Below are 15,161 nucleotides of genomic sequence, written 5' to 3' on the forward strand. Positions count from 1 at the left end.
CGGCACCCGCGACGACGGGGCTTTACGCAGGGTCAGCACGAGACCGACCCCAACGGGTGGAGCAATCGGTTCCGCCCGACCGTAAACCCCGAAAGTTGGAGGGCTCAACGTGGCGAGCGTGAACATCAAGCCGCTCGAGGACAAGATCCTCGTCCAGGCCAACGAGGCCGAGACGACGACCGCCTCCGGCCTGGTCATCCCCGACACGGCGAAGGAGAAGCCGCAGGAGGGCACCGTCGTCGCCGTCGGACCCGGTCGCTGGGACGACGAGGGCGAGAAGCGCATCCCCCTGGACGTCCAGGAGGGTGACACCGTCATCTACAGCAAGTACGGCGGCACCGAGATCAAGTACCAGGGCGGGGAGTACCTCATCCTGTCGGCGCGTGACGTCCTGGCCGTCGTCACCAAGTAGCCGTTCGGGCACCCGCGTTCCGCCCCGGAGTCGTCCGACCCGGGGCGGAGCGCGTTCCGGCCTGCACCGAAACCACAGGAGCGAAACCTCATGCCAAAGCAGATCGAGTTCGACGAGAAGGCTCGCCGGGCTCTGGAACGCGGTGTCGACAAGCTCGCCGACGCCGTCAAGGTCACCCTCGGCCCGCGGGGCAGGCACGTCGTGCTCGCCAAGGCCTTCGGCGGCCCGACCGTGACCAACGACGGCGTCACGATCGCGCGCGACATCGAGCTCGAGGACCCGTTCGAGAACCTGGGCGCGCAGCTGGTGAAGAGCGTCGCGACCAAGACCAACGACGTCGCGGGTGACGGCACCACCACCGCCACCGTGCTGGCCCAGGCGCTGATCCGCGGCGGGCTGAAGAACATCGCCGCGGGCGCCAACCCGATCGTCGTCGGCGCAGGCATCGCCAAGGCGACCGACGCCGTCTCCGAGGCGCTGCTGAAGCTGGCCACCCCGGTCTCCGGTGAGGAGGCCATCGCCCAGGTCGCCACGGTCTCCTCGCGCGACCCGGAGATCGGCGCGATGGTCGGCAAGGCGCTGACCACCGTCGGCAAGGACGGCGTCGTCACCGTCGAAGAGGCGTCGACGCTGCTCACCGAGCTGATCGTCACCGAGGGGGTGCAGTTCGACAAGGGCTACCTCTCGCCCTACTTCGTCACCGACACCGACGCGCAGCAGGCCGTCCTCGAGGACGCCTACATCCTGCTGCACCGCGAGAAGATCAGCTCGCTGCCCGACCTGCTCCCGCTGCTGGAGAAGATCGCGGAGAGCGGCAAGCCCGTCCTGATCATCGCCGAGGACGTGGAGGGCGAGGCGCTCTCCACCCTGGTGGTGAACAGCATCCGCAAGACGATCAGGGCCGTCGCGGTCAAGGCGCCGTTCTTCGGCGACCGGCGCAAGGCGTTCCTGGACGACCTGGCCGTCGTCACCGCGGGCACCGTGGTGAACCCCGACATCGGCATCGGGCTGCGCGAGGCCGGGCTCGACGTGCTCGGCGTCGCCCGCCGCATCGTGGTCGGCAAGGACGAGACCACCATCATCGACGGTGCGGGCACCGCCGACGACATCGCCGCCCGCAGCGCGCAGCTGCGCCGGGAGATCGAGGCGACCGAATCCGACTGGGACCGGGAGAAGCTCGAGGAGCGGCTGGCCAAGCTGGCGGGCGGCGTCGCGGTGATCCGGGTCGGCGCGGCCACCGAGACCGCGCTCAAGGAGCGCAAGTACCGGGTGGACGACGCGGTCGCGGCGGCCAAGGCGGCCGTGGCCGAGGGCATCGTGCCCGGCGGCGGCACCGCGCTGGTGCTGGCCGGGGCCGAGCTGGAGGCGCTGCGCGATTCGCTCTCCGGCGACGAGGCCGTCGGCGTCGAGGTGGTCAGGCAGGCGCTGCGCGCGCCGCTGTACTGGATCGCCAGCAATGCCGGGCTGGACGGCGCGGTCGTGGTCAGCAAGGTCATCGAGGGGAAGCAGGGGTTCAACGCGGCCACTCTCACCTACGGTGACCTGCTCGCCGAGGGCGTCGTCGACCCGGTCCGGGTCACCCGCTCCGCGGTGGTCAACGCGGCCTCGGTCGCGCGCATGGTGCTCACCACCGAGAGCGCGATCGTCGAGAAGCCCGTCGCCGACGAGGGTGATCACTCGCACCACGGGCACAATCACTGATTTCGGCAACGAGCAGCGCCCCCGGACCGTCCAGGTCCGGGGGCGCTGCTCGTTGCGGTGGGGGAGCCCGCTTCGGGTTCGCACTGCGGCCCCGCTCGGTGGCCGTCAGGAGGCGGTGTCGCGCTCGGGAGTGATGGTGTCGAGCAGGCGGGCGCGGAGCTCGGGCGGCGGAGCCGCTGCGGTCACCTCGGCCAGCGCGGCGAGCGCGGCGCGCGAGTTACGCACCTCGGCGAGGAACTCCTCGCGGGCCGCGGAGCCGAGTACCGCGACCACCGCTGCGTGGTCTTCGTCGTCGATCGAGCCGAGCGCGACGGTGTGCGCGAGGTCGAGACCCGGCTCGTCCATCTCACGGCACCCCCAAACTTCTCTTCAGGCGAGTGAGCCCGTCCCGTATGCGGGACTTGACCGTAGGCAAGCCTACGCCGAGATGGCGAGCCACCTCCGCGTAGGTCCGGCCGCCGTAGTAGGCGAGCGAGATCGCCTCGCGCTGCGTCTCGGTCAGCGTGGCGAGCCCGGCGACCACGGCCTGCTGCTCCAGCCTGCGTTCCACCTCCTCGGTGACCTCGTCGAAGTCGTACCCGAGTACCCGGCTGCCGTAGGTGTTCTCGCGCTGGCTGTGCGCCTGCTCCGCGCGCACCCGGTCGACCGCGCGCCGGTGCGCCAGGGTCATCAGCCAGGTCAGCGCCGAGCCCTTGGCCGGGTCGAAGCCGGAGGCGGTGCGCCAGATCTGGAGATAGACCTCCTGGGTCGTCTCCTCGGCGTAGCCGGCGTCCTGCAGCACCCGGAGCACCAGCCCGAACACCCGCGCGCTCGTCCGGTCGTAGAGCTCGGCGAACGCCGCCTGGTCGGCGCGGCCGCAGCCGCGTAGCAGCTGTGCGAGCTCGAGATTCTCCGCCGCGCGCGCCGTCGTAGCAGTGCCCGTTCCCGGTGGGGAGGCTGCTCTCCGGAACGCATCGCCCCCTGCGGCCGAAGGCCGCGCCGTCACAACGCTCCATTCTGAGTCATCGCGGACTACGGTAGCGCGCGGCTCCCCGTGCCGTGGCAGGACACGGCAAACCACCGGCCAACCGGTAGCGGTGCGGAAAAGTTCCACTCCGGTGCGGCGGCTACCAGCCATCGACCGCCGCGGCCGGAAAACTTCCGATCACCGGCGCCGGAAACCGGGGGCACCGAGCGACCGTTTGGCTTACAGGCATTCGGCGCCGGTGCACCCGGCGGATGGGAGCGGTGCGGAACGGCTCAGACCGTCATCCGCCGCCGGTTGCGCCTGGCGTGCAGCTCGCGCTCGGTCTCGGACATTCCGCCCCAGATGCCGTACGGCTCGCTCACCTTGAGCGCGTGCGAGCGGCACTGCATGAGGACCGGGCAGGTCCGGCAGATCTCCTTGGCGCGCATCTCCCGCGCGGTGCGGGCGCGGCCGCGCTCTCCGTCGGGGTGGAAGAACACCGCCGAATCCACTCCGCGGCAGGAGCCGCGCATCTGCCAATCCCAGACATCGGCGTTCGGCCCGGGGAGGTGGGTGGGCATGGGCATGGTGAACTCCTCGTGGTGCGAGCTCGTCGGCGTTGTCGAGCCGGTTCTACTGCGAACGGGTGTCAACCACGGTGTCGCCGGAACTCGCTGATGCGAGGTCGCTGAAATTTCGCGCGGCGCCGACCGTGGCGATGAGTTACGTTAGGACCCCGGTCGAAATTCCGTCAATAGTTCGGCGCAGGGGTTCCTCGAACAGGCGGAGAACAAATTTAACCTTCGCACTGTTTACAAGCGCGGCCCGCTCCAGCGATACTGATCGGTTGACCAAACCGAGGTCGCTTCGCGCTGTCCGCCCCGTTTCTGGAAAAGTGCTGGTAGAGGCATTTTTGCCGATGATCCGGCCGTTTCGGCGGGGGGCGCGGAGCCCGGGCGGCGGCCCCACGCGGCGGCTCGGCCGCCCGCCGACAGTGCCGGAGATGGCGAAAACGGGGCGCGCGGGTTAATAGCGGGAAACGTGCGTGAATTCGAAAGTCCACGTGATCGCCTTTGACCGGACGAGATTTACCTGATGGAAACATCGTTCACCGTGGAAAATGCTGAGAGATTGCCGCGCAGGTGAGAGTGGTTCGCTGGGATCGCTCGGATACAGTGCGCCCGGTGGTAAGCCCCCTGCACTCGGTTCTCGCCGCCGCCGCCTTCGGTCCCGCGCCCGGCGCCGCCGGGCTACCGCCCGCGCGCACCCCGCTCGACCGCTGGCATCGCGCCGTCGCGCTCGGCGGCGCCGGCCGCTACGCCGCCGCCCGCGCCGAGCTCGCGGCGCTCACCCGCCCCGGCACCGGCCGGGTGCTCCGCTCGCTCGCGCTGAGCACGACGGCCTCGCTCATCCGCCAGTCCGGCAGGCACGCGGCCGCCGCCGACCCCGACGGCCGGGCCGCGGCCCTCGTCGCCGAGTTCGCCCTCCACGCCGGAGTCACGGCTCCGCCGCCCGTACGCGCGGCGGCACCCGGCGCTGTCACCCGATTCCCGGCGCCGGCCGATCCGGCGCGTGCCGACCCACCACCGGTCGACCCGGGCCTCGCCGACCCCTGGTTCGGCGTCCCCGACGCCGTCGACCCCTGGTTCGGCGTCCCCGACGCCGCCGACCCCTGGTTCGGTGTCCCCGACGCCGTCGACGCCTGGTGCGACGCGCTCACCGGCCTCGCCGCCGACGCGCTCGGCAGCGCCCGCCCCGCCCTCGCCTTCCGCCTCCTCGCCCGGGTGCGCGAGCCCGCGCGCACCCGCCCGCGCGCGGCCGTCCGGCTGCACTGGGTGACCGCGGAGACCGCGCTCTCGGTCGGCGACCCCGATACGGCGCTCGAGCACGCCGCGGCAGCCGTGGAACTGGGGGCGCAAGCCCCATCGACCCGGCACCGGGTGAAATCCGCCCTGCTGCTCGCCGCCGCCACCGCCGCGTCCGGGGATGCCGCGGGCGCCGCGGCGCTGGCCGAGCCGGTCGCGCGCGATTGCGCCGAGCACGACCTGCTCCCGCTGCGCTGGGCCACCGCCATGCTGCGGGCCGGGCTCGGGGCGGCGGGCGCGGCCGCGGAGGCCGCCGAATGCGCGGCCCTGCTGCGGGCAAGGGGGGGTGACTTCTCGGGTCCGGCCGGCTCCTGAACCGGATTCGATCTTCGGCCCGACCACGGCGTCAGCGCCCGCGCGGCGAAATGCTCTCCCGGGGGCGGGATCCGCGGACCGCACCGGGTGCGCGTGTGGCATCCGTTGTGTCGCTATTGTTGGACTCGTTCCGTCCGATCGGGCGGAAGCACCGGTTCTCACCGCCGGTGCCACTTGTAACGCCAGGAATCTCTCTGACGATGACGCACTCGGGCGAAGAGTTGGACCTCGCCGTCACTGCCGCTGCGCAGGGCGACAGATCCGCTTTAGCTCAGGTACTCGCACTGGTCCGACCACTGGTGGTTCGTTACTGCCGGGCGCGGATCGGCGCCGCGGAGCGCGGCCAGCTCTCCGCCGACGACGTCGCGCAGGAGGTCTGTCTGGCCGTGATGACGGCGCTGCCCCGGTATCAGGATCAGGGCAGACCCTTCATGGCCTTCGTGTACGGAATCGCTTCGCACAAGGTCGCCGACGCCCATCGGAACGCCGCCCGTAACAAGGCGGAGGCGATGGCCGAAGTACCAGATGTCATATCCACCGACCAGGGACCGGAGCAACGGGCTCTCGATTCCGAGACGAGCAGGCAGATGAACCGTCTGCTCGCGACTCTTCCGGAGAAGCATCGAGAGATTCTGATCCTCCGGCTGGTCATGGGTTTGTCAGCGGAAGAAACCGCGGTCGCCGTGGGCAGTACGGCGGGCGCGATACGGGTTGCCCAGCACAGGGCACTCGCGAAACTGAAGTCACAAGTGGCGAGGGCAGGTGAAATGTATGGCTAGGGATGGCGAGCGCGGCGATCGAAAAGCGTGGCTCGGCGCGCGGAACAGCGGTCCCTATGCCGGGGGGACCGGTGACTCCGGTCCCGTCGATATCGCCGCGGTACGCCGCGACGACGCGCTCATCGACGCCATCGCCAGCGATGGACCGGTGCAGACCGACAGCCCGGAGGAGTTCCAGCTCGCGGCGCTGCTCGCGGATTGGCGCGCGGAAGTCGTCGCGCCACCCCTCCCGGCGGCGCCCGATCTCGACGAGATCGTGGCGGCAGTCAATCAGGAGATCGGGGCAAGGCAGGTACGGGTCGGCGGCTCGGCCGGGCGTGGCGGCAGGCTCCGGCTGGTGCGCCCGCTCGCGGGTGCGGCGGCCGCGCTGGCCCTCGTCTTCGGCGGGATGACGGCGTTCTCGTACAGCGCCGAGCCCGGCGACCCGCTCTGGCGGGTCAAGGAGGTCGTGTTCAGCGAACAGGCGCAGACCACCGTGGTGGCCCGCGCCGACGACGAGCTGAGCCAGGTGCAGGCGGCGCTTGCACAGGGCGACAACGACGAGGCGCGGGTGCTCCTCGACCGGGTGCGCACCACCGCGCAGCAGGTCGACGACCCGGCCAAGCAGGACGATCTGATCGAGCGCTGGAACGCATTGGTGGCGGAACTGGGGAAGGTCGCGCCCGAAATCGCCAGCCAGATCACCTCGACCCAGTCCAGGCCGTCGGAGCCGAAGCCGTCCGGGCAGGTGCCGACCACGGCGCCGACCAAGCCGGGTACCACCCCGGACCCGTCGATTCTCGGCACCCAGGAGCCGAGTACGCAGGATCCGGGCACCGTGCTGCCGACCAAGCCGACGGTCCCGACCCAGCCGGAGCCGACGCAGCCCGAGCCCCCGCAGACGCAGGAGCCGACCCAACCGGAACAGCCGACACCCCCGGCCCCCACCACGATCGCCTCGCCGACCGCGGTGCCGACCGCCGGGGGTGGTGGCGTGCCCACCCAGTCGGTGCCGACCCAGTCGGTGCCTGCGGTGGACACCGTGCCGCCGGTTCAGGTTCCCGTTCCGGCGGTTCCGGTCACCCCGGCGGGCTGAGTACGAGACAACGAAAAACCGGCCGTCACCCGACGGCCGGTTTTTTCGTGTCCTCGGTGTGCGGGCAGTGCGTGGGCCCGCTTCCGTGCGGCGCGCGCGACACGCACACCGCGGGGGTGTTCTCCGTCTCAGCTGTCGAAGCCGTCGAACCCGTCGCCGTGGAAGGCCTCGTTCATCGAGGCGTCCGCGTATCCCCGGCAGTAATCCCAGGTGACGTAGGCCTCCGGGGTCGGGTCGTAGGCGGGCTCGTGCGGGCGGACGGTGCCGTCGACGAGCAGTTGGAGCAGGTTCGCGCGGAGCATGTCCCAGTCGTGGTAGTGATCCTGCCTGCAGTCCTCGCAGCTGACCACGAGCCCGCGGATGCCGCGGTGCGCCAGCAGGGCTTCGTAGACAGCGAGGTCGGCGAGATCTTCCTCGACCGCGAGGCGCTCATGGGGATCCAGCGGCTCACCGGGCTCGATGGCGTCGAGCGCGGCGGACGGGTCGGAGGGGTCTCCGGCGAAGGGATCCGGCGGCAAGCCAGGTGGTAGATGGTCACGCACATCCCCACGGTACGCAGAACAGGTGGGTCTGCGCCAGCGGTGCGCCGGGCAAGTTTCCCGGGCGGACCGACTGGAACATCGCGTTCACGCGACCGATACCATAGGCGAAAGGCACAGGCGATGCCCGCGCAGCTCGGCGTATTTACGGAAGCCGTCCGTATCGCGCACCGGGTCAGGGGCCGCCTCCGCCGCTACCGTCCATCCGATTTCACACCGCCGCGGCGCCGGTTCCGATCCGGCTCCCGGTGCCTTCGACGTCCAGGAGGGGTCGATCCGAATGAGTAATCCCGTACCGGGCGAACGACTCGCCGCTCGCCCTCATACGGGTGGTGACGATCCGAACAAGATCGCCATGCTCGGTCTCACGTTCGACGACGTGCTGCTGCTGCCGGCCGCGTCGGACCTGATTCCCAGCTCGGTGGAGACCTCGAGCAAGCTGTCCAGGGATATCCGGCTGCGCACCCCGCTGGTCAGCTCGGCGATGGACACCGTCACCGAGGCGCGGATGGCGATCGCCATGGCGCGCGCGGGCGGCATGGGCGTGCTGCACCGCAACCTCTCCGGCGCCGACCAGGCCGCCCAGGTGGAGACGGTGAAGCGGTCCGAGGCGGGCATGGTCACCGACCCGGTCACCTGCCGCCCGACCGACACCCTCGCCGAGGTGGATGCCATGTGCGCCCGCTTCCGGATCTCCGGCCTGCCGGTGGTGGACGAGCAGGGCGCGCTGGTCGGCATCATCACCAACCGCGACATGCGGTTCGAGGTGGACCAGAACCGCCGGGTCGCCGATGTGATGACCAAGGCGCCGCTGATCACCGCGCAGGAGGGCGTCACCGCCGAGGCGGCGCTCGGGCTGCTGCGCAGGCACAAGGTGGAGAAGCTGCCGATCGTGGACGGCGGCGGCAGGCTGCGCGGCCTGATCACGGTGAAGGACTTCGTCAAGACCGATCAGTACCCGCACGCCACCAAGGACCGGGACGGCAGGCTGCTGGTCGGCGCCGCGGTCGGCGTCGGCGAGGATGCCTGGTCGCGCGCCATGACGCTGGCCGATGCCGGGGTCGACGTGCTGGTGGTCGACACCGCGCACGGCCACCAGGCGCAGGTGCTGCAGATGGTCACCAAGGTGAAGACCGAGGTCGGCGAGCGGATCCAGATCGTCGGCGGCAACGTCGCCACGCGGGCGGGCGCGCAGGCGCTGGTCGACGCGGGCGCGGACGCGGTGAAGGTCGGCGTCGGCCCCGGCTCGATCTGCACCACCCGCGTCGTCGCCGGCGTCGGGGCCCCGCAGATCACCGCGATCCTGGAGGCGGTCTCGGTGTGCCGCCCCGCAGGCGTCCCGGTGATCGCCGACGGCGGCATCCAGTTCTCCGGCGACATCGCCAAGGCCATCGCGGCCGGCGCCTCCACCGTCATGCTCGGCTCCCTGCTCGCGGGCACCGCGGAGTCCCCCGGTGACCTCATCCTCGTCGGCGGCAAGCAGTTCAAGAGCTACCGCGGCATGGGCTCGCTCGGCGCCATGCAGGGCCGCGGCCAGGCCAAGAGCTTCTCCAAGGACCGCTACTTCCAGGACGACGTCCTCGCCGAGGACAAACTGGTCCCCGAGGGCATCGAGGGAAGGGTCCCGTTCCGCGGCCCCGTCAACCAGGTGATCCACCAGCTCGTCGGCGGCCTCCGCGCCGCCATGGGCTACACCGGCTCGGTGAACATCGCGCACCTCCAGGACGCCCAGTTCGTCCAGATCACCGCCGCCGGCCTCAAGGAAAGCCACCCCCACGACATCACCATGACCGTCGAGGCCCCCAACTACACCGGCCGCGGCTAAGCTCTACCCCGGCTTGCGCGAAAGCCGGGGTAGAACCATGTCCGCCCCCGGCGCGGCCCCCCCGGGGCGGCACCCCCAGGGTCAACATCCGGATCAAACGGCGACGTCACAGACGAGCCCACAACGGGTTTGCGGCCCGTCCCGCGTTCGGCGGCCGAAGCAATGCGGCGCAGCCGCGAGTCTCGGCCGCCGAACGCGGGACCCCGAAGGGCCGCAAACCCCGCCCGCGCCAGCGGGCAGAAAGGCACAGCACTTATGCGCGACATGGTTGAGATCGGCATGGGCCGGACCGCTCGCCGAACATACGACCTGGACGACGTGGATATCGTCCCGTCGCGGCGCACCCGCTCGTCCAAGCAGGTCTCGCTGTCCTGGCAGCTGGACGCCTACCGCTTCGACATCCCGGTGGTGGCGCACCCGACCGACGCGCTGGTCTCCCCGGAGTTCGCGATCGAGCTCGGCAAGCTCGGCGGCCTCGGCGTGATCAACGGCGAGGGGCTGTGGGCCAGGCACGCCGACGTGCAGGCGAAGATCGAGCAGCTGACCGACCTGGCCGCCGCGGGCCCGTCCGACCGCGCGGTGGCGTTCCTGCAGGAGCTGCACGCGGCCCCGATGCAGCCGGACCTGCTGGCCGCCGCGGTCGCGCAGGTCCGCGCGGCGGGGGTGACGGTGGCGGTGCGGGTGAGCCCGCAGAACGCCCGCGCCCTGACCCCCGCGCTGGTGCAGGCCGGAGTCGACCTGCTGGTGGTGCACGGCACGATCATCTCCGCCGAGCACGTGAGCGAGGGCGAGCCGCTCAACCTCAAGACCTTCATCGCCGAGCTGGACGTCCCGGTGGTGGCGGGTGGTGTGAGCGATCACCGCACCGCGCTGCACCTCATGCGGACCGGTGCGGCGGGCGTGATCGTCGGCTACGGCTCGTACCCGGGCGCGACCACGACCGGCGAGGTGCTCGGGATCGGGGTGCCGATGGCGACCGCGATCGCGGACGCGGCGGCGGCGCGGCGGGACTACCTGGACGAGACCGGCGGCCGGTACGTGCACGTGATCGCGGACGGCGACGTCTCGACCTCGGGGCAGCTGGCGAAGGCGATCGCCTGCGGCGCGGACGCCGCGGTGCTCGGGGTTCCGCTGGCGCTGGCCGCGGAGGCGCCGGGCCGGGGCTGGTACTGGCCGTCGGCGGCGGCGCACCCCTCGGTGCCGCGCGGCGCGCTGCTCGAGGTGGACGACCCGTGGGACGCGGGCGGCGCCGACCCGGAGCGCGCGCGGCCCGATCTGCACCGGGTGCTCTTCGGCCCGTCGGACGACCCGTTCGGCTCGCTGAACCTGGTCGGCGGGTTGCGCCGTTCGATGGCGAAGGCCGGGTACTCCGACCTCAAGGAATTCCAGAGGGTCGGGCTGACGGTCCGGGCCTGAGCGCGGTGTGCGCCCGGAGGAATCGGCCGATGGCGGTGTTCACCGGCTCCGGGTGGGTCATGGTGACGGCGAGCCGCGCGCCGTCGATCTCCAGGTAGGTGGCGCCGGGCAGGCCGCGGGCGAGTTCGCGGGACCTGGCCCTGGCGATGCCGCTGTCGGTGGCGTGGATCACCAGGGCGGGGCAGGTGATCTCGCCGAGCCGGTCGGCCACCGAGTCGCGGGCGAGCACGCAGTGCGCCGCCACCTCGATGTCGCGGCGGCCCTGGCCGAGCCAGCGCCTGGTCCAGATGGCGCGGTACCAGTCGTCGTCGCCGATGAGCCAGCGGGCGAGCTGCTGCGCGGCCCGCTCGCGGGAGTGCTCGCCGTACCAGAGGTCGAGGAATCGCAGTGTGGCGGTCGACTGTTCGCGGCTGAGGCCACCTGCCTCGGTGCTGATCAGGATCAGCCCGGCGACCCGCTCCGGGGCGAGCAGCGCGGCGCGCAGCGCGGTGAAGCCGCCCTGCGCGGTGCCGCCGAGCACCGCGCGCTCCACCCCGATGTGGTCGAGCACGGTGAGGGCGTCGCGGGCGGCGGTCCAGAAGGTGAAGGGGAGGCGCTGGTCACGGGTGCGACCGTGGCCGCGCGCGTCCCACGCCACGATGCGGAACTCCGGGGTGAGGGCGGCCTGCTGCGCGGCGAACATCGTTCGGTCCATGAAGAATTCGTGCGCCAGCAGAACGACCGGCCCGGTGCCCCCGCTGTCCTCGTAGTGGATGTCGGCGTCTATCGCACGGGCGAACGGCACGCCGATGAGGATAGCCAGCGGCGCGGGGGTGCGCGGGGCGATTCGCGCGCTCATTAAACTGTGCCGGTGGCAGATACCCAGAGCCCTGTTCTCGTCATCGACTTCGGCGCGCAGTACGCCCAGCTGATCGCCCGCCGGGTGCGCGAGGCGCGCGTCTTCTCCGAGGTGGTCCCGCACACCATCACGGTGGCGGAGATCGCCGAGAAGAAGCCGGCGGCGGTGATCCTGTCCGGCGGCCCGGCCAGCGTGTACGCCGACGGCGCGCCACGGCTGGATGCCGGGCTGTTCGATCTGGGCGTCCCCGTGTTCGGCATCTGCTACGGCTTCCAGGCGATGGCGCAGGCGCTCGGCGGCACCGTCGCGCAGACCGGGACCAGGGAGTACGGCCGCACCGAGCTGAGTGTCGACGGCGGCGTGCTGCACGGCGGGCTGCCCGCGGTGCAGCCGGTCTGGATGAGCCACGGCGACGCGGTGACCGGCGCCCCCGACGGCTTCACCGTCACCGGGACGTCGGCGGGCGCGCCGGTCGCGGCCTTCGAGGACCGGGCGCGGCGGCTGGCCGGCGTGCAGTACCACCCCGAGGTGCTGCACTCGCCGCACGGCCAGCAGGTGCTGAGCCGGTTCCTGCACGAGCTGGCCGGGATCCCGGCGGGCTGGACCCCGGCGAATATCGCGGAGTCGCTGATCGGTGCGGTGCGCGAGCAGATCGGCGACGGCCACGCCATCTGCGGCCTCTCCGGCGGGGTGGACAGCGCGGTCGCGGCGGCGCTGGTGCAGCGCGCGATCGGGAACCGGCTGACCTGTGTCTTCGTCGACCACGGGCTGCTGCGGGCCGGGGAGCGCGAGCAGGTCCAGCAGGATTTCGTGGCCTCGACCGGCGCGAAGCTGGTGACGGTCGACGCCGTGCACAAGTTCCTCGGCGAGCTGAAGGGCGTCACCGACCCGGAGGAGAAGCGCAAGATCATCGGCCGGGAGTTCATCCGGTCGTTCGAGGACGCGGTCACCGGGATCGTGGCCGAGCAGAGCGAGGGCGGCGGCGCGGGCTCGGTGGAGTTCCTGGTGCAGGGCACGCTCTACCCGGACGTGGTGGAGTCCGGTGGCGGCAGCGGCACCGCGAACATCAAGTCGCACCACAATGTCGGCGGGCTGCCGGACGATCTCGAGTTCGCCCTGGTGGAGCCGCTGCGGCTGCTCTTCAAGGACGAGGTGCGCGCGGTCGGGCGCGAGCTCGGGCTGCCCGAGGAGATCGTCGGGCGCCAGCCCTTCCCCGGGCCGGGGCTCGCCATCCGGATCGTCGGCGAGGTGACCGGCGACCGGCTGGCCACGCTGCGCCAGGCCGACGCCATCGCCCGCGAGGAGCTCACCGCTGCCGGGCTGGACGGCCAGATCTGGCAGTGCCCGGTGGTGCTGCTCGCGGATGTGCGCAGCGTCGGCGTGCAGGGCGACGGCCGCACCTACGGCCACCCCATCGTGCTGCGCCCGGTGACCAGCGAGGACGCCATGACCGCCGACTGGACGCGGCTGCCGTACGAGGTGCTGGAGCGCATCTCCACCCGGATCACCAACGAGGTCGCCGAGGTGAACCGGGTCGTGCTCGACGTGACGAGCAAGCCGCCGGGCACCATCGAGTGGGAGTGATGCCGAACGGGCGCCGCTTGCGGGTAGGAGCGGCGCCCGTGCGCGGCGCGGTCAGTCCTTCTTGTTCCGCCCGCGCGGAAGTACCAGCAGGATGCCTGCCACGATGGCGACGCCGACGGCGGTCCAGCCGAGCGGGATGATGTCCACCGCGCTCGGGCCGACGAAGGCCCAGACGCTGATCGCCAGGCCGATCAACCCGGCCACCAGCATGGACAGCGACGGCCCCCCGCGGGTCCCGGTGGGGTCAGCCACGGCGCACCTCCACGTTGCCCGCGACGACGTCGATCTTCAGGTCGAGCACCGGCGCGCCGGGGGTGGCCGGGCCGCTGATGCCGGGGACGCAGTTCGACTCGCCCATGGTGGTCGCGCAGGTCATGTTCACGGTCAGGTCGGCGGGGAGCAGCACCTCGGCCTCGCCCATCCTGACCTCCAGCTGAACCGCGCGGTTCTCGGCGAGCGCGAGTTCGCGCAGGTCGAGCGTGGCATTGCCCATGTTCACCCGGTAGGCGGGTTCGAGCGTGCTCGCCGAAGCGGCGGTCCAGACGTGCTCGCCCATGTCGGCCCGGTCGAAGTTCATCGGGCCGATCAGCGAGGCGAGCAGCACGAAACCGGCCAGCGGGACGGCCGCGAGGTACAGCCCGTGGCCGCGGCGCAGGAAGGCGCCGACCAGGAGACCGATGCTGAGCACCGCCAGCGCGGCGCCGCCGATCATGGCGGGGGTCATCCACGCCGCGCCCGCGGCGGCGACGGAGCCGGCCGCGCCCGCGGCCAGGATGGCGAGGCCGATGGTCACCGGGGTGAGCCGGGAGCGCGGGCGGCGCTCGGGCGAGGCGACCGGTGTCTTGGCCGGGGTGGGGTCGGGGAGGTCCCAGGCGAGGGGGGCGACGCCCAGGGGGTCCCAGGAGGGCGGAACCGGGGTGGGGAAGGGGTGCCGGGCGGCCGGGGTCGGGGATTTGGTGAGGTTCGGGGTCGGCATGCCGGGTGAGGCATTCGGGTCGGCTGCGGTGACCGACGCACCGGTGGTGCCGGGGTCGGCCGAGGCACCGGCGGTGCCGGGGTCGGCCGCGCTGACCGCGGTGGCCGGACCGGTCGCGGTGGTCTCGCCGGTCTGCTCCGGGGCGGTGGCCCGCTTGCTCAGGTCCGGCCGGGGGCTTTCCGGCTCGGCGTCCGACTCCGCGCGCAGCGGTGTCGTCGCGGCGGGATCCTGCTCCGGCACGTAGAACTCCGGGAGCTTGGTGTACGGCGAGTACGGCCCCGGGTCGGCGCGGAACATGTCGCCGACCGAGCGCAGCGGCGACCCGGCCGGGACACCGGGGTAGCCGGTGGCCGGGAAGCCGCCGAACGAGGTCACGGGCTGCCCGGGCAGCCCGAGCGGCGGCTCCGGCTGCCGCAGGTGCAGCAGCCACCACCCGCCGAGCATGAGCGCCATGCTGATCAGCCCGGACCCGCCGAGCCCGACGCCGATCGGGCCCATGGTGCTCACCGCGATGGCGAGCGCCACGATCAGCACCACCGTCTTGGTCTGCGACTGCGACTTGTCCAGCAGCGAGCGCGGCGGCACGCTCGGGTCGCCCGCGTCGTCGAGCATCAGCCAGGCCAGCAGGTAGAGCACGATGCCCGCCCCGCCGAACAGCGTCGACACCACGAACGCGATCCGCACCAGGACCGGGTCGATGTCGTAGCGCCTGCCGAAGCCGGCGGCGACGCCGGCGACCGGGCCCTGGCGCGACATCCGGACCGGCCGGGTCTGCCACAACTGCTGGAGCTGGTCTCCGATGCTCGTCTTCATGCTTTCCATGGTGGCGAGACCTGGGGATTCGCGCATCGGGGGTAACCCTGAATCGCTACCCCGGGCCGGGGGGTCAG

Annotated in this window: 15 protein-coding genes; 8 read left to right on the forward strand and 7 right to left on the reverse strand. The window is 71.9% G+C overall.

All coding sequences use genetic code 11. From position 1 onward, the window contains the following. Positions 1-109: 109 nt before the first annotated feature. Both groES and groL read left to right on the forward strand, forming a co-directional pair. Positions 110-412 carry a co-chaperone GroES gene (gene groES / locus LTT61_RS22975; RefSeq protein WP_067646611.1) on the forward strand — a complete coding sequence of 101 codons (303 nt, stop codon included), beginning with the start codon at positions 110-112 and terminating at the stop codon, positions 410-412. Positions 413-502: 90 nt separating this feature from the next. After that, entirely contained in the window at positions 503-2,113 is a 1,611-nt protein-coding gene (groL, locus tag LTT61_RS22980) for a chaperonin GroEL (RefSeq protein WP_233016127.1), read from the forward strand. Positions 2,114-2,218: 105 nt separating this feature from the next. Here the strand turns inward: groL and LTT61_RS22985 are convergent, their stop codons facing one another. From LTT61_RS22985 to LTT61_RS22995, 3 genes are all read right to left on the reverse strand, one after another. Then, positions 2,219-2,458: a hypothetical protein gene (locus tag LTT61_RS22985; RefSeq protein WP_233016128.1), complete on the reverse strand. Its 240-nt coding sequence runs from the start codon at positions 2,456-2,458 to the stop codon at positions 2,219-2,221. Between the two features lies 1 nt (position 2,459). Then, positions 2,460-3,098, reverse strand: coding sequence for a sigma-70 family RNA polymerase sigma factor (locus tag LTT61_RS22990; protein ID WP_269821787.1), 639 nt, complete (start codon positions 3,096-3,098; stop codon positions 2,460-2,462). 254 nt (positions 3,099-3,352) lie between these two features. Then, positions 3,353-3,646, reverse strand: coding sequence for a WhiB family transcriptional regulator (locus tag LTT61_RS22995; protein ID WP_067646602.1), 294 nt, complete (start codon positions 3,644-3,646; stop codon positions 3,353-3,355). A 597-nt stretch (positions 3,647-4,243) separates the two neighbouring features. Here LTT61_RS22995 and LTT61_RS23000 point away from each other — a divergent pair. The 3 genes from LTT61_RS23000 (at position 4,244) to LTT61_RS23010 (ending at position 7,093) form a co-directional block, all read left to right on the forward strand. Further along, entirely contained in the window at positions 4,244-5,239 is a 996-nt protein-coding gene (locus LTT61_RS23000) for a hypothetical protein (protein ID WP_233016129.1), read from the forward strand. 200 nt (positions 5,240-5,439) lie between these two features. Beyond that, positions 5,440-6,018: a sigma-70 family RNA polymerase sigma factor gene (locus tag LTT61_RS23005; RefSeq protein ID WP_233016130.1), complete on the forward strand. Its 579-nt coding sequence runs from the start codon at positions 5,440-5,442 to the stop codon at positions 6,016-6,018. Beyond that, entirely contained in the window at positions 6,011-7,093 is a 1,083-nt protein-coding gene (locus tag LTT61_RS23010; protein ID WP_233016131.1) for an anti-sigma-D factor RsdA, read from the forward strand. The genes LTT61_RS23005 and LTT61_RS23010 overlap by 8 nt, the downstream gene beginning before the upstream one ends. A gap of 128 nt (positions 7,094-7,221) precedes the next feature. On the opposite strand, the gene LTT61_RS23015 is transcribed toward LTT61_RS23010, so the two are convergent. Further along, the gene (locus tag LTT61_RS23015) at positions 7,222-7,635 is read right to left on the reverse strand and encodes a DUF5319 domain-containing protein (RefSeq protein ID WP_011207424.1); all 414 of its coding nucleotides are present in this window, start codon (positions 7,633-7,635) and stop codon (positions 7,222-7,224) included. 277 nt (positions 7,636-7,912) lie between these two features. Between LTT61_RS23015 and guaB the strand changes: the two genes are divergently transcribed. Together guaB and LTT61_RS23025 are read left to right on the forward strand one after the other, a co-directional pair. Next, positions 7,913-9,457 (forward strand): IMP dehydrogenase, encoded by a 1,545-nt coding sequence (guaB, locus tag LTT61_RS23020; RefSeq protein ID WP_233016132.1) that lies wholly within the window; start codon positions 7,913-7,915, stop codon positions 9,455-9,457. 255 nt (positions 9,458-9,712) lie between these two features. Next, on the forward strand, positions 9,713-10,873 hold the full coding sequence (locus LTT61_RS23025) for a GuaB3 family IMP dehydrogenase-related protein (RefSeq protein WP_233016133.1): 1,161 nt from the start codon (positions 9,713-9,715) through the stop codon (positions 10,871-10,873). Here the strand turns inward: LTT61_RS23025 and LTT61_RS23030 are convergent. Beyond that, positions 10,833-11,711 carry an alpha/beta fold hydrolase gene (locus tag LTT61_RS23030; RefSeq protein WP_233016134.1) on the reverse strand — a complete coding sequence of 293 codons (879 nt, stop codon included), beginning with the start codon at positions 11,709-11,711 and terminating at the stop codon, positions 10,833-10,835. The genes LTT61_RS23025 and LTT61_RS23030 overlap by 41 nt on opposite strands. A gap of 12 nt (positions 11,712-11,723) precedes the next feature. Here LTT61_RS23030 and guaA point away from each other — a divergent pair, with 12 nt between their 5' ends. Then, the gene (gene guaA / locus LTT61_RS23035; protein ID WP_233016135.1) at positions 11,724-13,295 is read left to right on the forward strand and encodes a glutamine-hydrolyzing GMP synthase; all 1,572 of its coding nucleotides are present in this window, start codon (positions 11,724-11,726) and stop codon (positions 13,293-13,295) included. A gap of 51 nt (positions 13,296-13,346) precedes the next feature. On the opposite strand, the gene LTT61_RS23040 is transcribed toward guaA, so the two are convergent. Next, the gene (locus LTT61_RS23040; protein ID WP_233016136.1) at positions 13,347-13,547 is read right to left on the reverse strand and encodes a hypothetical protein; all 201 of its coding nucleotides are present in this window, start codon (positions 13,545-13,547) and stop codon (positions 13,347-13,349) included. Beyond that, positions 13,540-15,084, reverse strand: a complete 1,545-nt coding sequence (locus tag LTT61_RS23045; RefSeq protein WP_332909199.1) for a PspC domain-containing protein — start codon at positions 15,082-15,084, stop codon at positions 13,540-13,542. Before LTT61_RS23045 ends, LTT61_RS23040 begins: the two co-directional genes overlap by 8 nt. Between the last annotated feature and the right edge of the window lie 77 nt (positions 15,085-15,161).

The organism is Nocardia asteroides (genome assembly GCF_021183625.1).
Classification (GTDB): domain Bacteria; phylum Actinomycetota; class Actinomycetes; order Mycobacteriales; family Mycobacteriaceae; genus Nocardia; species Nocardia asteroides_A.